The sequence below is a fragment of the Bradyrhizobium nivariense genome, assembly GCF_029846695.2.
In the GTDB taxonomy this organism is placed as follows: Bacteria; Pseudomonadota; Alphaproteobacteria; order Rhizobiales; family Xanthobacteraceae; genus Bradyrhizobium.
In genome coordinates this window covers 240209-261265 of the sequence record NZ_JARWCR020000001.1, presented here as the reverse complement: position 1 = coordinate 261265, position 21057 = coordinate 240209, and the positions used below count along the sequence as shown (strand labels likewise).

General features: G+C 64.4%; 19 protein-coding genes. 8 read left to right on the top strand and 11 right to left on the bottom strand.

Annotated elements, in window-relative coordinates:
• The first annotated feature begins 3 nt into the window (after window positions 1-3).
• Window positions 4-1671: a urocanate hydratase gene (hutU, locus tag QCM77_RS01295; protein ID WP_279681555.1), complete on the top strand. Its 1668-nt coding sequence runs from the start codon at window positions 4-6 to the stop codon at window positions 1669-1671.
• Between the two features lie 7 nt (window positions 1672-1678).
• Here the strand turns inward: hutU and QCM77_RS01290 are convergent, their stop codons facing one another.
• The 3 genes from QCM77_RS01290 to QCM77_RS01280 all read right to left on the bottom strand — a co-directional run bounded on the left by QCM77_RS01290 (window position 1679) and on the right by QCM77_RS01280 (window position 5198).
• Window positions 1679-3685: a putative bifunctional diguanylate cyclase/phosphodiesterase gene (locus tag QCM77_RS01290; protein WP_279663484.1), complete on the bottom strand. Its 2007-nt coding sequence runs from the start codon at window positions 3683-3685 to the stop codon at window positions 1679-1681.
• A gap of 330 nt (window positions 3686-4015) precedes the next feature.
• Entirely contained in the window at window positions 4016-4900 is an 885-nt protein-coding gene (gene blaBJP / locus QCM77_RS01285; RefSeq protein WP_279681553.1) for a BJP family subclass B3 metallo-beta-lactamase, read from the bottom strand.
• 34 nt (window positions 4901-4934) lie between these two features.
• A complete protein-coding gene (locus tag QCM77_RS01280) occupies window positions 4935-5198 on the bottom strand; it encodes a hypothetical protein (protein WP_279681551.1) in 264 nt (87 codons plus the stop codon).
• Between QCM77_RS01280 and QCM77_RS01275 the strand changes: the two genes are divergently transcribed.
• Complete coding sequence (locus tag QCM77_RS01275) at window positions 5191-6507, top strand: alpha/beta hydrolase (RefSeq protein WP_279663488.1); 1317 nt, start codon at window positions 5191-5193, stop codon at window positions 6505-6507. The two genes, QCM77_RS01280 and QCM77_RS01275, sit on opposite strands and share 8 nt — an antisense overlap.
• Before the next feature lie 100 nt (window positions 6508-6607).
• Here the strand turns inward: QCM77_RS01275 and QCM77_RS01270 are convergent, their stop codons facing one another.
• The 3 genes from QCM77_RS01270 to QCM77_RS01260 all read right to left on the bottom strand — a co-directional run bounded on the left by QCM77_RS01270 (window position 6608) and on the right by QCM77_RS01260 (window position 8515).
• Window positions 6608-6907 (bottom strand): TonB-dependent receptor plug domain-containing protein, encoded by a 300-nt coding sequence (locus tag QCM77_RS01270; RefSeq protein WP_279663489.1) that lies wholly within the window; start codon window positions 6905-6907, stop codon window positions 6608-6610.
• Between the two features lie 67 nt (window positions 6908-6974).
• Window positions 6975-7994: a hypothetical protein gene (locus QCM77_RS01265; protein WP_279681549.1), complete on the bottom strand. Its 1020-nt coding sequence runs from the start codon at window positions 7992-7994 to the stop codon at window positions 6975-6977.
• A gap of 248 nt (window positions 7995-8242) precedes the next feature.
• Window positions 8243-8515, bottom strand: a complete 273-nt coding sequence (locus tag QCM77_RS01260) for a hypothetical protein (protein ID WP_279681547.1) — start codon at window positions 8513-8515, stop codon at window positions 8243-8245.
• Window positions 8516-8686: 171 nt separating this feature from the next.
• On the opposite strand from QCM77_RS01260, the gene QCM77_RS01255 reads away from it, so the two are divergent.
• On the top strand, window positions 8687-9496 hold the full coding sequence (locus QCM77_RS01255; RefSeq protein ID WP_279681545.1) for an ABC transporter substrate-binding protein: 810 nt from the start codon (window positions 8687-8689) through the stop codon (window positions 9494-9496).
• Here the strand turns inward: QCM77_RS01255 and QCM77_RS01250 are convergent.
• Window positions 9470-10168: an ABC transporter permease gene (locus QCM77_RS01250; protein WP_279663494.1), complete on the bottom strand. Its 699-nt coding sequence runs from the start codon at window positions 10166-10168 to the stop codon at window positions 9470-9472. The genes QCM77_RS01255 and QCM77_RS01250 overlap by 27 nt on opposite strands.
• Window positions 10169-10376: 208 nt before the next feature.
• Entirely contained in the window at window positions 10377-11429 is a 1053-nt protein-coding gene (gene hisC / locus QCM77_RS01245; RefSeq protein WP_279681543.1) for a histidinol-phosphate transaminase, read from the bottom strand.
• A gap of 224 nt (window positions 11430-11653) precedes the next feature.
• Between hisC and QCM77_RS01240 the strand changes: the two genes are divergently transcribed.
• From QCM77_RS01240 to QCM77_RS01220, 5 genes are all read left to right on the top strand, one after another.
• On the top strand, window positions 11654-13132 hold the full coding sequence (locus QCM77_RS01240; protein WP_279681541.1) for an FAD-binding oxidoreductase: 1479 nt from the start codon (window positions 11654-11656) through the stop codon (window positions 13130-13132).
• A 213-nt stretch (window positions 13133-13345) separates the two neighbouring features.
• The gene (locus QCM77_RS01235) at window positions 13346-14248 is read left to right on the top strand and encodes a 3-hydroxybutyryl-CoA dehydrogenase (protein ID WP_511325873.1); all 903 of its coding nucleotides are present in this window, start codon (window positions 13346-13348) and stop codon (window positions 14246-14248) included.
• A 137-nt stretch (window positions 14249-14385) separates the two neighbouring features.
• Window positions 14386-14850 (top strand): group III truncated hemoglobin, encoded by a 465-nt coding sequence (locus QCM77_RS01230; protein ID WP_279663499.1) that lies wholly within the window; start codon window positions 14386-14388, stop codon window positions 14848-14850.
• A 263-nt stretch (window positions 14851-15113) separates the two neighbouring features.
• Window positions 15114-15767, top strand: a complete 654-nt coding sequence (locus tag QCM77_RS01225; RefSeq protein WP_279663500.1) for a QcrA and Rieske domain-containing protein — start codon at window positions 15114-15116, stop codon at window positions 15765-15767.
• A 140-nt stretch (window positions 15768-15907) separates the two neighbouring features.
• Window positions 15908-17635: a methanol/ethanol family PQQ-dependent dehydrogenase gene (locus QCM77_RS01220; protein ID WP_279681692.1), complete on the top strand. Its 1728-nt coding sequence runs from the start codon at window positions 15908-15910 to the stop codon at window positions 17633-17635.
• A gap of 176 nt (window positions 17636-17811) precedes the next feature.
• Here QCM77_RS01220 and QCM77_RS01215 read toward each other — a convergent pair whose 3' ends face one another.
• The 3 genes from QCM77_RS01215 to QCM77_RS01205 form a co-directional block, all read right to left on the bottom strand.
• Entirely contained in the window at window positions 17812-18069 is a 258-nt protein-coding gene (locus QCM77_RS01215; RefSeq protein WP_279663502.1) for a hypothetical protein, read from the bottom strand.
• 71 nt (window positions 18070-18140) lie between these two features.
• Window positions 18141-20453, bottom strand: a complete 2313-nt coding sequence (locus QCM77_RS01210; RefSeq protein ID WP_279681539.1) for a xanthine dehydrogenase family protein molybdopterin-binding subunit — start codon at window positions 20451-20453, stop codon at window positions 18141-18143.
• A 1-nt stretch (window position 20454) separates the two neighbouring features.
• The gene (locus QCM77_RS01205; RefSeq protein WP_279681538.1) at window positions 20455-20907 is read right to left on the bottom strand and encodes a (2Fe-2S)-binding protein; all 453 of its coding nucleotides are present in this window, start codon (window positions 20905-20907) and stop codon (window positions 20455-20457) included.
• Window positions 20908-21057 lie beyond the last annotated feature (150 nt).

The following is a 21057-nucleotide window of genomic DNA, read 5'->3' as shown; positions in this document are numbered from 1 at the left end:
CGCATGAACCGCCGACTGGACAATGACCGCATCATCCGCGCGCCCCGCGGCAGCGAAATCAGCGCCAAGAGCTGGTTGACGGAAGCGCCCTTGCGCATGCTCATGAACAATCTCGATCCGGACGTTGCAGAACGTCCGAGCGAGCTCGTCGTCTATGGCGGCATCGGCCGCGCCGCGCGAGACTGGGAGAGCTTTGACCGGATCACGGCGGCCTTGCGCAAGCTCGAAGCCGACGAAACGCTGCTGATCCAATCCGGCAAGCCGGTCGGCGTGTTCCGCACCCATGCCGACGCCCCGCGTGTCCTGATCGCCAACTCCAACATCGTGCCGCACTGGGCGACGCTCGATCATTTCAACGAGCTCGATCGCAAGGGCCTGATGATGTACGGCCAGATGACGGCGGGTTCCTGGATCTATATCGGCAGCCAGGGCATCGTGCAGGGCACCTACGAAACCTTCGTTGAAGTTGGCCGTCGCCATTATGGCGGCAGCCTCGCCGGCAAATGGATTCTGACCGCCGGTCTCGGCGGCATGGGCGGCGCGCAGCCGCTGGCTGCGACCATGGCCGGTGCCTCGATGCTCGCGGTCGAATGCCAGCCGAGCCGCATCGAGATGCGGCTGCGCACCGGTTATCTCGATCGCCAAGCCGCAACACTCGACGAGGCGCTTGCGATCATGGCGGAGGCGGCGAAGACGAAGAAGGCGGTCTCGGTTGGCCTGCTCGGCAATGCCGCGGAGATTTTTCCTGAGCTGGTCCGCCGCGGCGTCAGGCCCGACATCGTCACCGACCAGACCAGCGCGCACGATCCGATCAACGGCTACTTGCCGAAGGGCTGGACGCTCGCCGAGTGGGAGACCAAGCGCGCCGCCGATCCCAAATCCGTGGAGCGCGCCTCGAAAACCTCGATGGTCGAGCACGTCCAGGCGATGCTGGATTTTCATGCGCAAGGCATCCCGACGCTCGACTACGGCAACAACATCCGCCAGATGGCGCAGGACATGGGTCTGAAGAATGCCTTCGATTTTCCCGGCTTCGTACCCGCCTATATCCGCCCCTTGTTCTGCCGCGGCGTCGGGCCGTTCCGCTGGGCCGCGCTGTCGGGCGATCCCGAGGACATCTTCAAGACCGACGCCAAGGTCAAGGAGCTGATGCCGGACGACAAGCACCTGCATAATTGGCTCGACATGGCCAGGGAGCGCATCAAGTTCCAGGGCCTGCCGGCGCGGATCTGCTGGGTCGGCCTCGGCGATCGCGACCGCCTGGGCCTTGCCTTCAATGAAATGGTGGCGCGCGGCGAATTGAAGGCACCCATCGTGATCGGCCGCGATCATCTCGACAGCGGCTCGGTGGCGAGCCCCAACCGCGAAACCGAGGCGATGAAGGACGGGTCGGACGCAGTGTCCGACTGGCCCTTGCTCAATGCGCTGCTCAACTGCGCCAGCGGCGCGACCTGGGTCTCGCTGCACCATGGCGGCGGCGTCGGCATCGGCTATTCCCAGCATGCCGGCATGGTGATCGTCGCCGACGGTACGCCGGAAGCGGCGAAGCGGATCGCGCGCGTGCTCTGGAACGATCCAGCCAGCGGCGTCATGCGCCACGCCGACGCGGGCTACGACACCGCGATCGAATGCGCCCGCGACAACGGGCTCGATCTGCCGAGTCTCGGCTAGGCGCGCCTCAGGCCACGATCTTTGCTCCGGCGCCGTCGAGGCGCTGGCGTTCCTTTGCGAGATACTGGTCGATCGTGTCGCCCCGCATGGGCTTTGCGAAGTAGTAGCCCTGGATGAAGTCGCATCCGAGCCGGCGCAGGGTGTCGAGCTGGGCGCGAGTCTCGACGCCCTCGGCGACGCAGGCGATCTCCATGTCGTCACAGAGGCCCGTGAGGGACTTGATGATCTTGTGGCTCACCGGATTGTCGTTGATGTCGGCGACGAAGCTGCGGTCGACCTTGATCTTGTCGAGCGGCAGCCGGTGCACGTGGCTCAGCGACGAATAGCCGGTGCCGAAATCGTCCAGCGAAATGCCGCAGCCCATCGCCTTCAATGCCGCGATCGACTGCTGTGCGCGCACGAAATCGAAGGTGACGGCGGTCTCGGTGATCTCGAAATCGATCCGGTGCGGCGGCAGCCCGCTCTTCTCGACGATGGTGATCAGCGGCAGGATGCCCTCGGGCGAGCAGACGTCGTGGGCGGACAGGTTGAACGACAGCCGGATGTGGTCGGGCCAGGTCCTTGCCGTCGCCAGTGCGCGCACCAGCAGCGCCTGCGTCAGCGGCCGGATCAGGCCGATGCGCTCGGCGGCCGGAATGAAGTCGGCCGGCGAAACCAGGCCGAGGCGGGCGCTGTGCCAGCGCGCCAGCACCTCGAAGCCGGTAGTGTGCTCACGCATGGCGTCCACGATCGGCTGGAACACCAGGTCCATCTCGGTGCTGAAATCGGCGGTGCGCAGCAAATTCTCGATGACGCCGCGGCTGCGGATCTCGGCCTCGAGCTCGCTCGAGAAGATTACGGTGCGGCCGCGCAGATGGCGCTTGGCGTGATAGAGCGAATAGTCGGCGCATTCATACAGCGCTTCCGCCGTCGTTGCCGATTGCGGGAATAGCGCGAAGCCGATCGAGCAGGACAGCCCGGTATGGGCGGTGTCGAGCTGATAGGGCAGCTTGACCTGGTCACCGATGCGTTCGCCGAGCCGCATCAGATCCGCGTCGTCGGGGTCGCCACACACGACGAGGCCGAATTCGTCGCCGCCGAGCCTGGCGAATTCCACCCGCTGCGGGCCAAAACCCTCGCAGACCTCGCGGATGCGCCGACCCGCCTCGATCAGAACGCGGTCGCCGACCGAATGGCCGTAATTGTCGTTGATCGGCTTGAAGCCGTCGAGGTCGATGATCCCGACCGCGATGCGAACGCTCCTGCGCTCGGCGTCAGCGAAGGCGCTCGACAGCTCGGCGAAGAAGCGGCGGCGGTTCGGCAGCTCGGTCAGGGAATCGAGATTGGCGAGGCGGAAGTTCTCGTCCGAGAGGGCTTGGGTGGCCGCCTGCTGCGCCAGCAGCGATTTGCGGCTCGTGACGAGATCGGCGAAGTCGCGATAATAGATGAACAGCACCGTCACCATCGCGCCCGACACGAGCAAATTGTTGACGGCGATCGCCTTCAGTGTCGGCTCGCCGGTGGCCCAGAAGAACAGCACATACGGCACGTCGACGACCAGCGTCACGATCAGCGCCGCCGAGCGCAGATGCATCAGCGAGAAGATGCAGCCGATCACGGTCACCGCCATGTAGAAGGCGACCTGGCTCTTGGCGAATGGATCGCCGTAAGGGTAGAGCGCGAAGGACCAGGCGGTGAAGCCCGCACCGATCGGCAATGTCATCCAGTTGGTGGCGCGCAGATTGCGCAGGATGTCGGCATCGGTGCGCACGAGATGCCGTTGGCGCAGCCACCAGAAGGTGCGAAGTGCGGCGAGCGCGGTCAGCACTGACGGCACGATCAGCGTCAGCCAGTCCGGGGCCACGTTCACATAGGTATAGGCAACCGCGATCGAGTTGCTCATGAGGAGGAAGTAGAGCAGCGGGACCTGCTTGGAGAAGGCGTCGAACTGCGCGCGCGTGAGGTCGGGGTCGGCAGGCACGCGAAACAGCTGCATCGCGGCGGCGAGATGAGATTTCAAATTGGTGAGAGGCATTGCAATACGAGCCCTGGATCGCCTTCAAAACATGGGCGATCTTGCACGGCGGGGGTAAAGGTCGCGTTAGGTGGATTTCGCGGGAATAGCCAGCGCAGGTTGCACGCTACCGCTGCATTTTCCGGCCGCGTGCATTGGTGAGGCCGCGGTAAGGATATGTGGCGACAGAGCCGGGCGTTTCGGCGCTGTTGTGCCGTTTGCGGCTACGTCCTGCTAACCATGCGCATCTGCGCAGCGTATTGGCGCACGTCGAGGCGCGTGCCGGACGCGAGTTCACCTCTCCCCGTCGGGCCCCGCCGGGGAGAGGTGAAGGGCAGCATCCGATGACCGCTATTTCTTCTCCAGCGCCGCCGTCTGCTTGGCGAGCTGCTTGTCGAAATCCTCCGACAGGCTGGTGGCGTAGGTTGCGAGCTCGCCCGGCTTGACGAACGGGTTCGGCGCGCCGTCCTTCATCTCCGCGCGCTTGGCCTGCATCCCATAGACTTCTGGATGCGGCCCGAGCAGCACGTCGATCTTCATCGCCTTCACCTTGGCGTAGGTCGCACGGTAGTCGTCGACGATACCGGCATGGGTCGGCTGGCCGACCAGCCGGTTGAGAGCCACCGTGCCGCTGCAGAAGAACAGCACCTCGCGATCCTGGTTGCCGTCCTTGACGGTCATCTCCCAGCTCGTGCAGCCCGGCGAGTGGCCAGGGGTTGCATGCGCCGTCGCCGTGGTATCGCCGAGGGTAACCTTGTCGCCTTCCTTCACGGCGCGATCGACCTTCACCGCCGGGAAGGCGAGGTCCTCGTTCTTCTCGTCGCCGGGATAGTAGCCGCCTTCGAGCAGCGGCTTGTCGCGCTCGCCGGCGATGAGCTGCGCGCCGGTCTCCTTCTTGATCTCGGCGAAGCCGCCGGTGTGGTCGAAATGCGCGTGCGTGTTGAGGATGATCTTGATGTCAGAGACCTTGAGACCGAGCTTTGCGATGTTGTCCTTGATCATGCCGGTCGATTCCGGCAGCGCCGTATCCATCAGGATCAGACCCTGCGAGGTCTTGATGACATAGACGGCGATGCCGTCGGTGCCGACATAGTAGATGTTGCCGATGAGCTGGAATGGCTCGAACGGCGTGGTCCATTTCTTGGTGACTGCCGCAATGAAATCCTTGACGGTCTGCGCCTGCGCGCCGGTTGTGAGGAACGCCAGCGCGCACAGCGCGGCCGTGAGCTTTTTCATAGTTTGCCTCCCAAATTTTTCTTGCAGATTTTTCTTACAGATTGTTCTTGTCGTTTTGACCGCGCGCGGCCTTCGCGCGGCCGGCCGGCAAGCTACGTCGTGCGAGGTGCGGCAGCAACGGCCACGCGTCCGGAAAATTTCGTGGCATGCGCGGAATAACGAGGCCTGCCCGGTTTGAGCATGGCGGCCATTGCTGCAACGCGGCCGGCTGGCGTTTGACCGCGCGCAGGCGGCTCGCCATACTTTGCCTCAAGACGAGCCAGAAAGACTCGTCGGCACCGGGAGTTAAAATGGCCAATTCATTCTCCGTCCTTGCGGGGACGCTGATTTCCGTCTTCTCCTTCACGTCGATCGCCGTCTCGCAGCCGGCCTGCGTCACCCAGAACATGGCTGTACCGCCTGGGGCCAACACCACCGACAAGGCGGGCCCGTTCTTCATTGATACGACGGGTCTCGACTTCAAGACGGCGCCTCCGACGCGTGATCCCTCCAATCCCAATTACCCGCGCGCCACCGAGCTGTCTGACGGAACGCTGCCGCCACCGGGTGCCGAGGGCAATTTCATCATCGGTCCCACCCACAATCCTGCGCCGGAGACGGTCGCGAAGGAGGGCGTGCCGCGCGGTACCACAAAATCCTTCACGCTGTCGTCGAAGGAGAGCACCATCTACAATCCGGGTCTGATCCGCGACGATGTCGCCGGCTGCACCAATTCCTCGATCATGACGACTGTCACGGCGCCTGACGACAAGTCGCACATGATCGTCACCACCAGCCACCCAGGGATCTGGTCGCGTACCATCGACGTCTACGTGCCGGCGCAATATGTGCGCGGCACCGAGGCGCCGTTCATCGTGATCGGCGACGGCGGCTCCAACGCCTACAAGGATCTCGCCGCGACGCTCGATAATCTGATCGCGCAGCGTCGTGTGCCGCCGATGATCGCGATCCAGATCGGCAATGGCGGGCAGGATGCGCAGGGCAGCCAGCGCGGCCGCGAATATGACGCGGTGTCAGGTGCCTACGCGCAGTTCGTCGAGCGTGAAGTGCTGCCGCTGGTGGAAAAGAACGCCGAGGTCAGGCTCACCAGAAATCCCGACGGGCGCGCGACCATGGGGCTGAGCTCGAGTGGGGCTGCGGCCTTCACCATGGCGTGGTTCTATCCCGATCTCTATCGCCGGGTGCTGGCCTTCTCGCCGACCATGGTCAACCAGCAATGGCCGCATGACCCGTCGCTGCGTGGCGGCGCCTGGGAATATCACAGTGCATGGACGGGGCCGGCCGGTCCCGACCTCATCTCCAAGGCGGGCGTGCTCACGCCGGCCGAGCCGCCCGGCGTGCCGCTGATCGTCGCTGCGCCGACCAAGCCGATCCGTTTCTGGTTCTTCGGCGGCGACCAGGACCTGTTCTATCCGAACCCCACCATTCCCGACGGCATGCACGACTGGACCCTGTCGAACGCGCTGATGGCCAAGGTGCTGGCGGAGAAGGGCTACCACTATCAGTTCCTGTTCGTGCGCAACGCCAAGCACGTCGATCGTCCCACGATCGCGCAGACGCTGCCGTCGGCACTGGAGTGGGTCTGGAAGGGCTATCCGATCCCCTGAGCGCGCGAAGTGGCCTAAAGCATGATCCGGAAACGTGCGAAGCGGTTTTCCGAAAAGATCATGCTCAAACAACAACCTAAAGCGCGATGATGATTCATCCTCATCTCATCGCGCTTTGGCGCCCGATCGTCACGCCGGCGGTCGAGCGCATGGCGTCCCTGAGGCTCGTCGCGTTCTTGTCGTCGAGAACCTCTCGCGTCAGCACGGTGGTCTGGCCGGGCGTATTGAGGATCGTCTCTCCGCGTGAGGAGGAGAGCCGGTCGGCCTTGTAGGGCGCGGCCGGATCGGTGGCGGGCGCTGTCGCGTGCGCGTGGCGCGGCCGCTTGCCGGACGCCGCAAGGGATGCTTGCGAGACACAGAGGGCGTCGATCACGACCAGTCGCAATGATTTTGCGGGCATGTGACCTCCTGTGTTCAGGACGTCAGCCTAACACATCGCGCGCATCGTCGCCGAAGATAGAGGGGGATCAGGCGAGAGCGGGCTGGCGTTCCCGCATGGGTTCGCGGACCCGCTCGGGTTTTCCAGGCTCGGCGAGGTGGGTGAAGCTGCGGTGGCCGGCCTGCGTGGGCGCCTCGACGATGACGCCCTCGCAGACGATCTGTCCGCCGAGCATCCCGAATTCCAGCTTGTCGTAGCGCGGCATCGTCTCGCCGGGCGCGGGCGGCAGCAGCCCGACGCTTCCCTGGATGTTCAGCGTGGCATCGCCGGCGCCGTGAAGCCGTGGATTCCACATCCTGATCCCGGTCTCCGCCCAACGCTGCCGGATCAGTGCGGCGCGGTCGGTGGGTTCTGCAGCTCGCGCGCCAACTTTCGGTGCATTGCGGATCTCGGGAGAAGGAGACACGAGAGCCGACGGATCGCTGCTGTCCTCAGGGACTTGCTCCGCCGAGATTTCGCGATCGGCAGACGCGACACACGTGGCGTGCGGAGTCGAGCGAGCATCCACGTCGACGGCAGTGGGATGATCGTCGTTGACGACGAGAGCGGGGGCATCAACCGGAGCGACATCGACGGACGAAGCCTTCTCCGCGACAACGGGCTCAGCGTCGGCCGCGAGTTCGGAAGATGGATCGCTGTTGATGATGAATTCGGAGACGTCGACCGGCTCGCGCTCGACGTCGATGGGCGAGACCGAAGCTTCCTTCACGACGACCTGCTCGACTTCCGTCGGCGTCTCCCGGGATGAATCGTCGCTTCCGCTGACATCGGCCGGCGCTTCCGACGGGCCCTCCGCGATGACAGAGCTGGCGGCGTCGTCTTCGGCGGCTGAAGCCGCGACCGCGGCGTCGCAGTGCGACGCATCCGCGCTGTTGCTGGTGTCGAGAGCCGGAGCGGCTTCTGCAATTTCGGCAACGATGGCGGGCGAAGCGTCTGCGGTATCAGGCGCGACGTCAATGCTGCCGCCCTGCTGCAAGGACCGAAGCCGGGTAAACGCCCATTTCACCGCGGGAATGCGGCGCAGCAACGATATCAGTCTCGAAAGCACTGGGAGTTGTCCAAGAGGTACTCGGCGTGAGGCAATCGCTGATTCGCCAGCAATTTAAAAACTGCCCCGGCCGTCACACTGATGTCAATGTAGGTGGGACCAATTGCAGAACATCCATGCCTCCGTCACCCGCGGGCTATTCATCGATGACAACAAGCTTGGCTGCATGAAGACGATTGGGCGAAAGAGCCCGAGCCACAGGCAATCTGCACCGTCGTTCCCTCTCCAGATTCCCAATCGATGCCGGCCTATTTGCCGGAGCCCGCGCCGCCGCCGGCTTGGCTGCCCATGTTATTGGTGTTGCTACCGCCGGCCGACGGAGTCTGCTTGCCCTTGCTGTCGGCGGCCTCGTTCTGCATGTTCGACGACGCGCCGGTCGTCATGCCCTTGGTCGTGGGGCCTCGCGAGGACGGGCCGACGTAGCCCTGGCCGGATGCGCCCGGAGCGGGTTGTGTCTGTGCGAAGGCGCCGCCGGTCGCCAGCGCCATGATGCACGCGGATGCTAAAATGAACTTCTTCATCTGGTTGTCCTCCTGGGTCTACCTCCGGACAATCCGCGCGCGTGGCGGACGTTCCCAATCGGCAGCGTCGCGAGTATCGCGCCAAGGGCGTTGCGCCAAATGTCGGGGTTCCCTGCACGGCTCTATCAACAGTAGAGCTTGGAACATCCGGCATCTGGTGTAAGACGAGGCATGAGAAAGATAGTCGTCCTCGGAGCGGTTCTGCTCTGGTCCACGATCGCATTCGCGCAGGAGCGCACCATCACTGTGGCCTCGACGACGTCGACGGAACAGTCGGGGCTGTTCGGCTATTTGCTGCCGCTGTTCTCGAAGGCCGGGGGTATCGATGTGAAGGTCGTTGCCGTCGGCACGGGCCAGGCGCTGGACATCGGGCGGCGCGGCGATGCAGACGTCGTGTTCGTCCATGACAGGCCTGCCGAAGACAAGTTCATGTCCGAAGGGCAGGGGGTGAAGCGCTTCGACGTCATGTACAACGACTTCGTCATTGTCGGGCCGAAGAGCGATCCCGCAAAGATCGCCGGCGGCAAGGACGTGGCCGAGGCGCTGCGCAAGATCGCGGCCGCGAAGGCGTCGTTCATCTCGCGCGCCGACAAGTCCGGCACGCATGCGGCCGAGCTGCGGCTGTGGAAGGAGGCGGGCGTCGACCTCAGTGCGGACAAGGACGGCTGGTATCGCGAGATCGGCCAGGGCATGGGCCCGGCCCTGAACATGGCGTCGTCGTCGAATGCCTATCTCCTGTCGGACCGCGGTACCTGGCTCTCGTTTCGGAATCGCGGCGAGCTTGCCGTCCTGACCGAAGGCGACAAGCGGCTGTTCAACCAGTACGGCGTCATGCTGGTCAATCCGGCAAAGCATGCGAACGTGAAGGCGCAGGACGGGCAGGCCTTCATCGACTGGCTGATCTCTCCGAAGGGGCAGGATGCGATCGCCGGCTACAAGGTCGGCGGCGAGCAGCTATTTTTCCCCAACGCGTCCCACTAGCAGGAAGGCGACGGTCGACACTGCGACGCTGAGTGCGAGCAGGATCAGCCCGAGCCCGAGTGCCAGCGGCAGGTCGCCTTTGCTGGTCTCCAGCGCGATCGCGGTCGTCATCGTGCGCGTGAAGCCGCGGATGTTGCCGCCGACGATGATGATGGCGCCGACCTCTGCGATCGCGCGCCCGAAGGCTGCGAGAAAGGCCGTCAGCAGCGAGGTCCGGCCCAGCGCGAGCAGCAGCGCCATGCTGCGCAGCGCCGACAGCCCGTCGATCCGCGCCAGGTCGCCATACTCCGCCCACAGCAGGCTCGCCGGCCGGTGCACCAGTGCGACCACGATCGGTGTTGCGAGCAGCGACTGTGCGATCACCATGGCCGCCGGCGTGAACAACAGGCCGGCCGCCCCGAGCGGGCCGGACCGCGACAGCAGAAGATAAAGCGCGAGCCCGACCACGACCGGCGGAAGGCCAAGCAAGGCATTGGTCAGTACGATGATGATCTGCCGCCCGCGGAACCGGGTGATCGCAAGCAGGGCCCCGAACGGCGCCCCGATCAGAAGCGCGACGATGCTGGCGGTCAGGCTGACGCGCACCGACAGTCCGACGATGCCCAGCAGCTCTGCATCGGCCTCGCCGATCAGCGTGAATGCGGCGCCGATGGATCGCGCGAAGTCGTTCATCCGTGCCTGAGCTTCGGCGCCCGCCACAATGTCTTGGGTGCGTCGATTTCGGGACTGCGGAGGTATTTCACGTCTAATTCCCTGCGGGTACGCGTGGAGCGGTTTGGTAGCCCGAATTTGACCGGAAATCAAAGCCGCGGGCGGCATGGCACGACGTTCGCGTTCGGGCTCATCGTTTGACGTTGGCCGATGCCGAGACCGTCGGGGATCAGATCAGGCCACGCAGCACTTCAACAAGCTGGCCACACTGAGCCTCGGTCCCGACCGTGATGCGCAGGAAGTCCTCGATGCGCGGCTTTCCGAAATGCCGTACCAGAACGCCACGCTGGCGAAGTGCTGCCGCGAGATCTGCTCCGCTCCGGCTTCGATGGCGCGCGAAGACGAAGTTTGCGAGCGACGGCAACACCTCGAAGCCGAGTTGTCCAAGCTCGCGGACCAGCGTTTCGCGGCTTGCGATGATACGGGCGCGGGTCTCGCGGAACCAGCCGTCATCCTCGATCGCGGCGACGGCGCCGGCGATGGCGAGGCAATCGACGGGATAGGAGTTGAAGCTGTCCTTCACCCGTTCCAGCGCTTCGATCAGCGGTCGTTGGCCGACGGCAAAGCCAACCCGCAGGCCAGCGAGCGAGCGCGACTTCGAGAAGGTCTGGATGACCAGCAGATTGTCGTGGCGCGCAACCAGCGGCACGGCGCTCTCGGCACCGAAATCGACATAGGCCTCGTCCACCACCACCAGCCGGTCCGGCTGTTCGGCGAGCAGCGATGCGATTGCGTCGCGCTGAAGGGCGATGCCGGTCGGAGCGTTCGGATTGCAGAGAAGGATGGCGCTCGATGGTCGCCTGTAGTCGGAGATATCGATCCTCATCGCGGCATCGAGCGGCACCTCGTCGTGCGCTATGCCATAGAGGCCGCAATAGACGGGGTAGAAGCTGTAGGTGACGTCGGGGAACAGAAGCGGCGTATCGTGCTTCAGAAGAGCCTGGAAGGTGTGGGCCAGAACCTCGTCGGAGCCGTTGCCGACGAACACTTGCTCGGCCCCCACATCGCAATGGGCCGCGATCGCCTCGCGCAGGCGCGTCGCACCCGGATCGGGATAAAGGCGTAGCCGCTCCGCAGCCGATGCGATCGCCGCCAGCACGCGCGGCGAGGGCGGGTAGGGATTCTCGTTGGTATTGAGCTTGACGATGCCGTCCTGCTTCGGCTGCTCGCCGGGGACGTAGGGCGAAAGCGTGTGGACGACCGGACTCCAGAAACGGCTCATGATCTCCAATCCGAATTTGATCGGGGCACAGTAGGGTATGCGGGACCTCCGCGGAAGTGCGCTTGCATTCAGCATTCCAGGCAAATCTGCATAAGGCTCACTGCCGGGGACGTTCCCGCAAGCGCGACCTCTGTGCTAGGGTCATCGCGCAGCCGCCGAGAACAGAAAACAAGAACGAAGGCCGGTGCGCCCAGCGCGCAGAACAGCCGCAAAGTGAGGAACACATGCCGGGTGCAGCCCCTCCCATCGCTCCCTCGATTCCGACTGCGCCCGTGACGTCAGTCGTTCTCGACCGCTTGCGGACAATCGTCGGCGACAAAGGCCTGATCCTGGATGAGCAAGACAAGCAGCCCTTCGTGATCGACTGGCGCGGCACGCTGGCGGGCCAGGCCGCGGCGGTCGTGCGTCCGGCCAGCACCGCGGAAGTCTCCGCTGTCGTCAAGCTCTGCTACGACAACGGCATTGCCATCGTGCCGCAGGGTGGCAACACCGGCCTGATGGGCGGTGCCACGCCCTGGCCTATGCACCGCGGCATCGTGCTGTCGCTCGGTCGCATGAACCAGGTGCTGAATGTCGATCCAGTTGGCTACGCCATGACCGTGGAGGCGGGTTGCATCCTCCAGACGCTTCAGGACACGGCCGCGCGCCACGACCGCCTCTTTCCGCTCAGCCTGGGGGCTCAGGGCTCGTGCATGATCGGAGGCAATCTGTCCACCAATGCCGGCGGCGTACAGGTGCTGCGTTATGGCAATGCACGAAATCTGGTGTTGGGTCTCGAGGTCGTGCTGGCTAACGGCGATGTCTGGGACGGCCTGCGCGCACTCAAGAAGGACAACACCGGCTATGACCTCAAGCACCTGTTCATGGGCGCCGAGGGGACGCTCGGTATCATCACCAAGGCGGTGCTGAAGCTCTGGCCGGCGCCGAAAGACGTGTGCACGGCATGGCTCGCGATTCGCGATCCCAAGGCAGCCATCGACCTTCTGTCGGAGGCACATGCCGCCTCCGATGACAATGTCGGCTCCTGTGAGCTCATCAGCCGTGCGTGCACCGACATGGTGCTGCGCCACATTCCCGGCACCCAGGATCCTCTCAAGGCGGAGACCGAATGGTATCTCCTGCTCGAATGGTCGTCGGCCCGGCCACGGCAGGACGGTGGCACCGGCATGTCGGACAGGATGGAGCAGTTCTTGGCTAACCAACTCGAGGCGGGGCGGGTGCTGGACGCGGTGATCGCGCAAACCGAAGCGCAGTCGCGCAACATGTGGCGGATTCGCGAGAGTGTGGCCGAGGCATCGCGCACCGAAGGTCCGGGCTTGAGCTACGACGTGTCGGTCGCGGTCTCCAGGATTCCCGAGTTTATCGACAGCGGTCTCGAGGCCGTGCTCGCAATCCTGCCGGCGATCCGCCCCTATCCGCTCGGCCACATCGGAGACGGCAATTTGCACTTCTCCTTCATGGGCCCGAAGGGCATGGACCGCGATATGCTCTCCCAGTATTCCGCGGCGATCACACCGGCCGTCAACGACCTCGTCACCTCCATGGGCGGCTCGATCTCGGCGGAACATGGCATCGGCATCGAGAAGCTCGACGAGCTCCAGCACTATCGCTCCCGGACCGAGCTTGACATCATGCGCACGATCAAGCGGGCGCTCGATCCCAAGAACATCATGAATCCAGGCAAGGTGCTTCGTCTCGGTTGAGGCGCTCCCGCCTCGAGCCCGATCCCTCCGTACCCTCGGCGCTCCTGGGGGCAGGATGCCGCGGATAGCTCGGGCCAAACAGGCCAAGGGGTCGCCAAATCATGCCGTCGCGCGACCGAAAGGCGGCTTTATTCCCGCCTTGGATGCTTTAAGGAAGGGGCAGGATCAGGTCGCACCCGCCCGGGGGCGGTGCTAGACCCTGATGCAGGAACAATGGGGCGGGGCCGGGTATGGCACGCCCGTAAGGATGAAGGATTTGAGGCAATGATCCAGACCGTTGGCATCATCGGGGCAGGGACCATGGGGAACGGCATCGCGCAGATTTGCGCCGCGGCCGGACTCTCGGTCGTGATGGTCGACATTTCCGATGCGGCGGTGAACCGCGGGATTTCGACCGTCGGCGGCAGCCTCGAGCGCCTGGTCAAGAAGGAGAAGATGTCGGCGGGCGATCGCGACGCCACGCTCAAGCGCATCACCGGCACCACCGACCGCGCGAAGCTCGTCGATTGCGACCTCGTCATCGAGGCCGCGACCGAGAACGAGGAGCTCAAGGTCAAGATCCTGAAGGACCTCTGCGCAACGCTGTCGCCGCGCACCCTGCTCGCCACCAACACCTCCTCGATCTCGATCACGAAGCTCGCCGCGGCGACCGACCGCCCCGACCGCTTCATCGGCATGCACTTCTTCAACCCGGTGCCGGTGATGGCGCTGCTGGAACTCATCCGCGGCTTGCAGACCTCCGACGACACCCACGCCAAGGCGCTGGATTTCGCCCAGCGCGTCGGCAAGGTGGCGATCACGGCGAAGAACAGCCCCGGCTTCGCCGTCAACCGCATCCTGTGCCCGATGATTAACGAGGCGATCTTCGCGCTCCAGGAGGGGATTGCGACGGCGGAAGAGATCGATGCCGGCATGAAGCTCGGCTGCAACCACCCGATCGGGCCGCTGGCGCTCGCCGATCTCGTCGGGCTCGACACCATGTTGTCGGTGATGGAGGTCTTTTACAAAGGCTTCAACGACCCCAAATACCGTCCGGCCCCCTTGCTCAGGGAAATGGTCGATGCCGGCCATCTCGGCCGCAAAACGGGGCAGGGCTTTTACACCTACAGCGCCTGACAATGGCGCAGGCGGTGGGCGTTTAGTACCCGCCGCCTGACCCGCAATTTGCGTTGCGACAAAGACGCCGCGCGCAATTGGCCCGACAATGTCGAACGGGCGGCCTGCGGGAACAACGGAACGGATAAATAAAGGACATGTCGGATCGACTGAAGGCCGAGCGCGAGGCTGCGACCGCGCGGCGGAACTTGCTGACCCAGGACGCGATCGCGCGCACGGGGATCACCGAAGAGATGATTGGGGAACTCGTGAACCGCTTCTACGGCCGCGTGCGCGAGGATGCGCTGCTGGGACCGGTCTTCGCGATCGTGCGGAATTGGGACGAGCATCTCGCCAAGCTCAGGGATTTCTGGTCGTCGGTCGTGCTGATGAGCGGCCGCTACCATGGCTCGCCGATGCGGCCGCATATGCCGCTGAGCCTGGTTGGCCATCATTTCGACCGCTGGCTCGATTTGTTCGAACAGACCGCGCGCGAGGTCTGCCCGCCGGCGGCGGCAGCGCTGTTCATCGACAAGGCGCGCCGCATCGCCGACAGCTTTGAGATGGCATCGGCGACGGTTGCCGGGCGCATCGCTTCACCGCGTCACGTGCTCCGCTCCTAGAATACAAAATGCCTGACCGAGGCGTGCAGCCGTATTAATGTCGCTGACATCGCGATGCGCGGTGACGCGTTGCACCAATACCGAGAGCATCGGTCTGATCTGCAAAATCATCATGCCGGTCGCGTCGTGTGACGTTGCAATTGAAAATATGCGCGTGAATGCGCGTATTCGCGTTCAATCAGCGCGAGCAAAGCCATATTGATGCACTGCGGCGAAAAATCTCTGCCTTTTTTTCGGCAGAGTTCCAGCGCCTGCTTGCGGACATGTCGAGTGCATCGTTCAACACATCCTCTTCATCCTCCGACAACACATCGGAATCCGAAGCTGATGCCTGCACGGAGAAAACGCGGCGGGCGCTCCTGATTGGCGCGCTGGCCACCACGACGTGCCTCGTCTGTTCCACGCGAGTGCATGCGGGCGAGGATCCGCCCGGCTCGGATGAGCGGCCGCAGAAGGGCGATGTGCTGGTTTTCTCGGAAGGCGATCAGGAGGGGAAACTCATTGCCGCGGCCGATCTGTCGGCCGGCGGACCGCCGGTGCACGCCTGGCCGAAAGACCCGAAGACATCGGTCGTGCGCAGCGCCTCGCGCCTCAACGAGATCCTGATCATCCGGCTCGACCCCGCCGAACTCGACGAGCAGACCAAGGCACGCGCCGTCGACGGCATCATCGCCTATTCGGCAATCTGCTCGCATGCCGGCTGTCCCGTCACGGCCTGGACGAAGAGCGATGTCGGCGACCAGGAGGTGTTCAAGTGCATGTGCCACAACTCCGAATACGATCCTCGCGCGGGCGCGCAGGTCGTGTTCGGGCCAGCGCCGCGACGGCTCGCGGCGCTGCCGCTGGCGCTCGCTGACGGTTCGCTCAGCGTCGCCGGCAACTTCATCGGAAAGGTAGGTGGCGTGCAGCCGGGATGATGGACGTGCGGGTTGTGCCCGCGTCACGAGAGGCCGCATCCGCCGATGGGCGGACGACGGGACGAACGACAAGAATTCAAAACAAGAATTCAAACGGATGCAAAAGGGGAACGTCCATGAAAACGTCCATGAAAACGTCGATGACCAGGAAACAATGGTTACTGTCCGGCTTCGTCGCCTTCACGTGTCTTGCCTCGACCGCCGCCGTGTCAGGCCCGATCGAGAACTACGCGCCGGTCACCGCGCAGCGGTTGGAAAACCCGGAGCCCGCCAACTGGATGCTCTACCGGCGGACCTATGACGGGCAGGGCTACAGCCCGCTCGACCAGATCAACACCTCGAATGTGAAGAACCTCACGCCGGTCTGGACCTTCGCCACCGGCGTCGTCGAGGGCCACGAGGCGCCGCCGATCGTCAACAACGGCGTGATGTTCGTGGCGACCCCGATGGGGCAGGTGATCGCGCTGGACGCCAAGAGCGGCGACGAATATTGGCGCTACAAGCGGCAGCTTCCCGACGATCTGTTCCAGTTGCATCCGACCAGCCGCGGCGTCGGCCTCTGGGAGGACAAGCTCTATCTCGCCACCACCGACGACCATGTCGTCGCGCTCGACGCCAAGACCGGCAAGGTGGTGTGGGACACCAAGGTGCAGGACTACAAGAAGGGCCAGTACATGACCCTGATGCCGCTGATCGTAGACGGCAAGGTCATCGTCGGCGGTTCCGGCGGCGAGTTCGGCGTGCGCGGCTATGTCGCCGCCTATGATGCCAAGGACGGCAAGGAGCTGTGGCGGACCTACACCATTCCCGGCGAAGGCGAGCCCGGCCACGACACCTGGCAGGGCGACGACTGGAAGAACGGCGGCGGCTCGGCCTGGATGACCGGCAATTACGACAAGGACACCAAAACGATCTATTGGGGCGTCGGCAACGCCGCGCCATGGCCCGGCGAGATGCATCCCGGCGACAATCTCTACACCTCGTCGGTGCTCGCGCTCGATCCGAACAACGGCAAGATCAAGACCTATCACCAGTACCACCAGAACGATTCCTGGGATTGGGACGAGGTCGAGGCGCCGATGCTGATCGACCTGCAACGCGACGGCCGCAACATCAAGAGCCTGGTCCATCCGGGACGCGATGCGATCTTCTGGATACTCGAGCGCACGCCGACCAAGATCAACTATGTCGCCGGCTGGCCGTTCGTCTCCACCGACGTCTGGAAGGGCATCGATGCCGAGAGCGGCAAGCCGATCGTCGATCCCGCGCACAAGCCGATGGTCGGCAAGCGCGTGGAATTCTGTCCGTCGCTGTGGGGCGGCAAGGATTGGCCGTCGGCGGCCTACAGCCAGAAGACCGGCCTCGTCTACGTGCCCGCCAACGAGAATTTCTGCGGCGGGTTCACCGGCGAGAAGCTTCCGCTCAAGCCCGGCGAGCTCTGGCTCGGCACCAAGCCGGAGGACATCGGTCTGAAGACGAAGCCGGGTGCGGATCATTTCGGCGAGCTCCAGGCCTGGGATCCCGTTACGGGCAAGAAGATGTGGCAACACAACTTCCCGAAATCGCAGCTGTTCGGATCGGTGACGGCGACCGCAGGCGATCTCGTCTTCGTCGGCGGCACCAATGACCGCAACTTCCGCGCCTTCAACGCCAAGTCCGGCGAGCTGTTGTGGGAGCAGAAGACCAACTCCGGCATCATGGGCATGCCGATGTCTTATGAGATCGACGGCACGCAATACATTGCGATCCAGTCGGGATGGGGCGTGGATGCGCAGCGCATTCAGGATGCACTCGTGACCAATAATATCGGCATCGAAGCCAACGTGCCGCAGGGCGGCGTCATCTGGGTGTTCGCGCTGAAGAAGTAAGCTCCGCTGGCGGATCGAAAGAAGCGGAGTGTCAGGGGGCAAATGCGGCGGACGGCAGCGTCCGCCGCATTTTGCATGTGTGATGGGATTGCTGCCCGCGCCACGAAGTCGTCATGGCCGGGACAACTGTTTAGCCCGGCCATGACGATGCGGTCGCAACACAACGCGCCAGATCGCTATTTGCCCTGGCGGTCGACCTTGTCCTTCTCCTTCTGGTTCATCTCCTGAACCTTCGGATTCTGATTGTGCTGCCCGGTGGTCTGGGTGGTCGAAGGGGGCGGGGCATTGGCGTTGGGCAGGGAGTTCTGGTCCGGCGTGCTGGGGCGCGTCGCGGTGGTCGGCGGCGTCGTGTTGCTCTGGGCGAACGCGCCAGTGGCCGTCAAAAGAAAGACGCTCGACAGCGAAACTGCGAGCGCCTTTGAGATATGGGTCATCGATCTGCTCCTGTCAGATCGATGGAAACGGCGCGAGGCCGCCTTGTGTTCCCGCCTTTATGTTCCCGCCTTTACGCTTCCAATTGCTTGCCGAGCGGAAGGTTGCGGATGCGTTTTCCGGTCGCGGCGAAGATGGCGTTCATCAGCGCCGGCGCGAACGGCGGGACCCCGGGCTCGCCGACGCCGCTCGGCGGCGTGTCGGGTCCGGGCGGCACGATGTAGACGTTGGTCACCAGCGGGGATTCGTCCATCCTGAGGACCTGGAAGTCGTCAAAGTTCTTCTGCTCCACCTTGCCGTCCTTGAAGCTGATCTCGCCGTACTTGGCGAGGCTCAGCCCCATGATCGCCGCGCCTTCGATCTGCGAGGCGATGCGCTCGGGGTTGACATAGGTGCCGCAGTCGATCGCGGTGTCGACCCGTGGCACCGTCAGCTTGCCCTTGTCGTCGACGGCGACCTCGACGATGGTCGCGATGTAGCTGACGAAGCTGCGGTGAACGGCGATGCCGAGGCCGTGGCCCTTCGGCACCTGACGGCCCCATTCGCCCTTCTCGGCGACCAGCTCGACCACCTTGCGCAGGCGCGCGGTGTCGATCGGATAACTGTCGAAGGGCTCGCCGTAGTTCCACATGTCCTTCACGGCGGGCTTGACGATGCGCGGGCTGCCGATCAGGGCGAGCAGCGTCTCCTTCTGGTCGCGGCCGGTCGCATGCGCGATCTCGCCCACCATCGACTGTACCGCGAAGGCGCGCGGGATGTTCGAGACCGAGCGGAACCAGCCGATGCGGGTGAACGCTGCGGCTTCCGGGTTCTCGCAGGAGATGTTGGCGATCTCGAACGGCATGTCGACGAGGCCCATGCCGAGCTCGAAGGGGGCCTCGTTCTTTGCACCCGCGGCAAAGGTCGAGGCAATGCTGGGTGCCACGCTGCGGTGGCGCCAGGCGATCACCTTGCCGCTCTTGTCGAGCCCCGCCTCGATCCGTTCCACGGAGACCGTGTGCAGGAAGTCGTGGCGGACGTCGTCCTCGCGCGTCCATTGCACTTTGACGGGCGCGCCGAGCTCCTTCGACAGCAGCGCGGCCTCGAGCGCGAAGTCGCATTTCGACTTGCGGCCGAAACCGCCGCCGAGCAGGGTGACGTTGACCGTGACATTGCCCTCGGGAATGCCGAGGGTTTTTGCGACGTCCTCGCGCGTACCGCCCGGGCTCTGCACCGGCGCCCAGATCTCCGCCTTGTCACCCTTGACGTCGGCGACCGCCACCGGCGGCTCCATGCTGACATGGGCGAGGTGCGGCAGATAGTATTCGCCGACGATGACTTTGTCGGCGCCCTTCAGGGCAGCATCGGCGTCGCCTTCCTGGCGCACGACGAGGCCCGGCTTGCGCGAGGCCTCCTCGAGCTCCTTGCGGTAGGCGACGGAGTTGTATTTGCCGTTGGGGCCGTCGTCCCAGGTCAGCTTCAGCGCGTCGCGGCCCTTGATCGCCGCGCCGGTGTTGCGCGCGATCACGGCGACGCCGCCGAGCGGCTGGAATTTCGACGGCCACGGCCAGCCGCGCACCTCCATCACCTTCTCGACGCCGGGGACCTTCAACGCCGCGTCCGGATCGAACGAGACCAGCTTGCCGCCGGTCACCGGCGGGCGCGCGATCACGGCATATTTCATGCCCGATAGCCGTACATCGGCACCGTAACGCGCCTTGCCGGTGGTGATGTCGTGGAGATCGACGATGCTGATTTGGCCCTTGCCGAGATAGCGGAAGTCCTTGGGGTCCTTCAGCTTGAGGCCTTCGATGCTCGGCACCGATTCCTTGGCGGCGTCGGCTGCGAGCTCGCCGAAGCCAAGCTTGCGGCTCGTCGCGCTGTGGACCACCTCGTGATTGACGGCTTTCACCTCTGTCGCCGGCACGCCCCAGCGCTTGGCCGCGGCCTGCTCCAGCATGGTGCGGGCGGAGGCGCCGATCTGGCGCATCGGGATCAAATAATGCCGCGTGCTGCGCGAGCCGTCGGTGTCCTGGTTGCCGAACTTGACCTCGTCGCCGTGGGCCTGCTCCACCTTGACCCTGGCCCAGTCGGCCTCCATCTCCTCGGCCACGATCAGCGGCAGGCTGGTGCGCACGCCAGTGCCCATCTCGGCGCGGTGAGCGAGGATGGTGACGGTGCCGTCGGCCGCGACCGCGACGAACACGCGCGGATCGACCACGACGCCATGCGGCATCTTGCCGGCGCCGGTCTCATAGGCGAACGCCTGGCGCGACATCACGGGGGCGGCGAGCACGAAGCCGCCGGTGATGCCGAGCCCCTTCAGGATGCTGCGGCGCGAGATCTTTTCGACACGGATGTTCTTTTCGAAGCCGCGAAGCTTCCCCGGGTTGTCGATGAAATTCATGTCACACTCCCGTCGATGCGAGATGGACTGCGTTCTCAATGCGCTGGTAGCAGCCGCAGCGGCAGATGTTGCCGGACATCGCTTCGCGGATCTGGTCGTGCGACGGCTTTGGGTTGTCCATCAAGAGCGCAGCCGCCTGCATGATCTGGCCCGTCTGGCAGAAGCCGCATTGGGGAACGTTGACTTGACGCCAGGCCTTCTGCACCGGGTGATCGCCGTTCGGATGCAGTCCCTCGATCGTCGTGACCTCGCGGCCGGCGACGTCGTTGATCGACGTGATGCAGGAGCGTACGGCTTCCTTCTCGACGATGACGGTGCAGGCGCCGCACAGGGCCTGGCCGCAGCCGTACTTGGTGCCGGTCAACCCGGCCTCGTCGCGCAGGAACCAAAGTAGCGGGAGATCCGGGTCGCCGTCCCAGCTCTGTTCCTGGCCGTTGATCTTCACCTTGATCATGATCGTCCCTCGCTCTTCATAAGCTTGCCGATTTCAAATTTTCCCGACGTCGGTCGGTGCAATGCCCGCCGCGTCGTGTCGTCGTATTCCAGCCGTCATCCCGTGCGGGCAGATCCCGGCAGGAAGCAGGAATGCGAATGTCATGTCCGG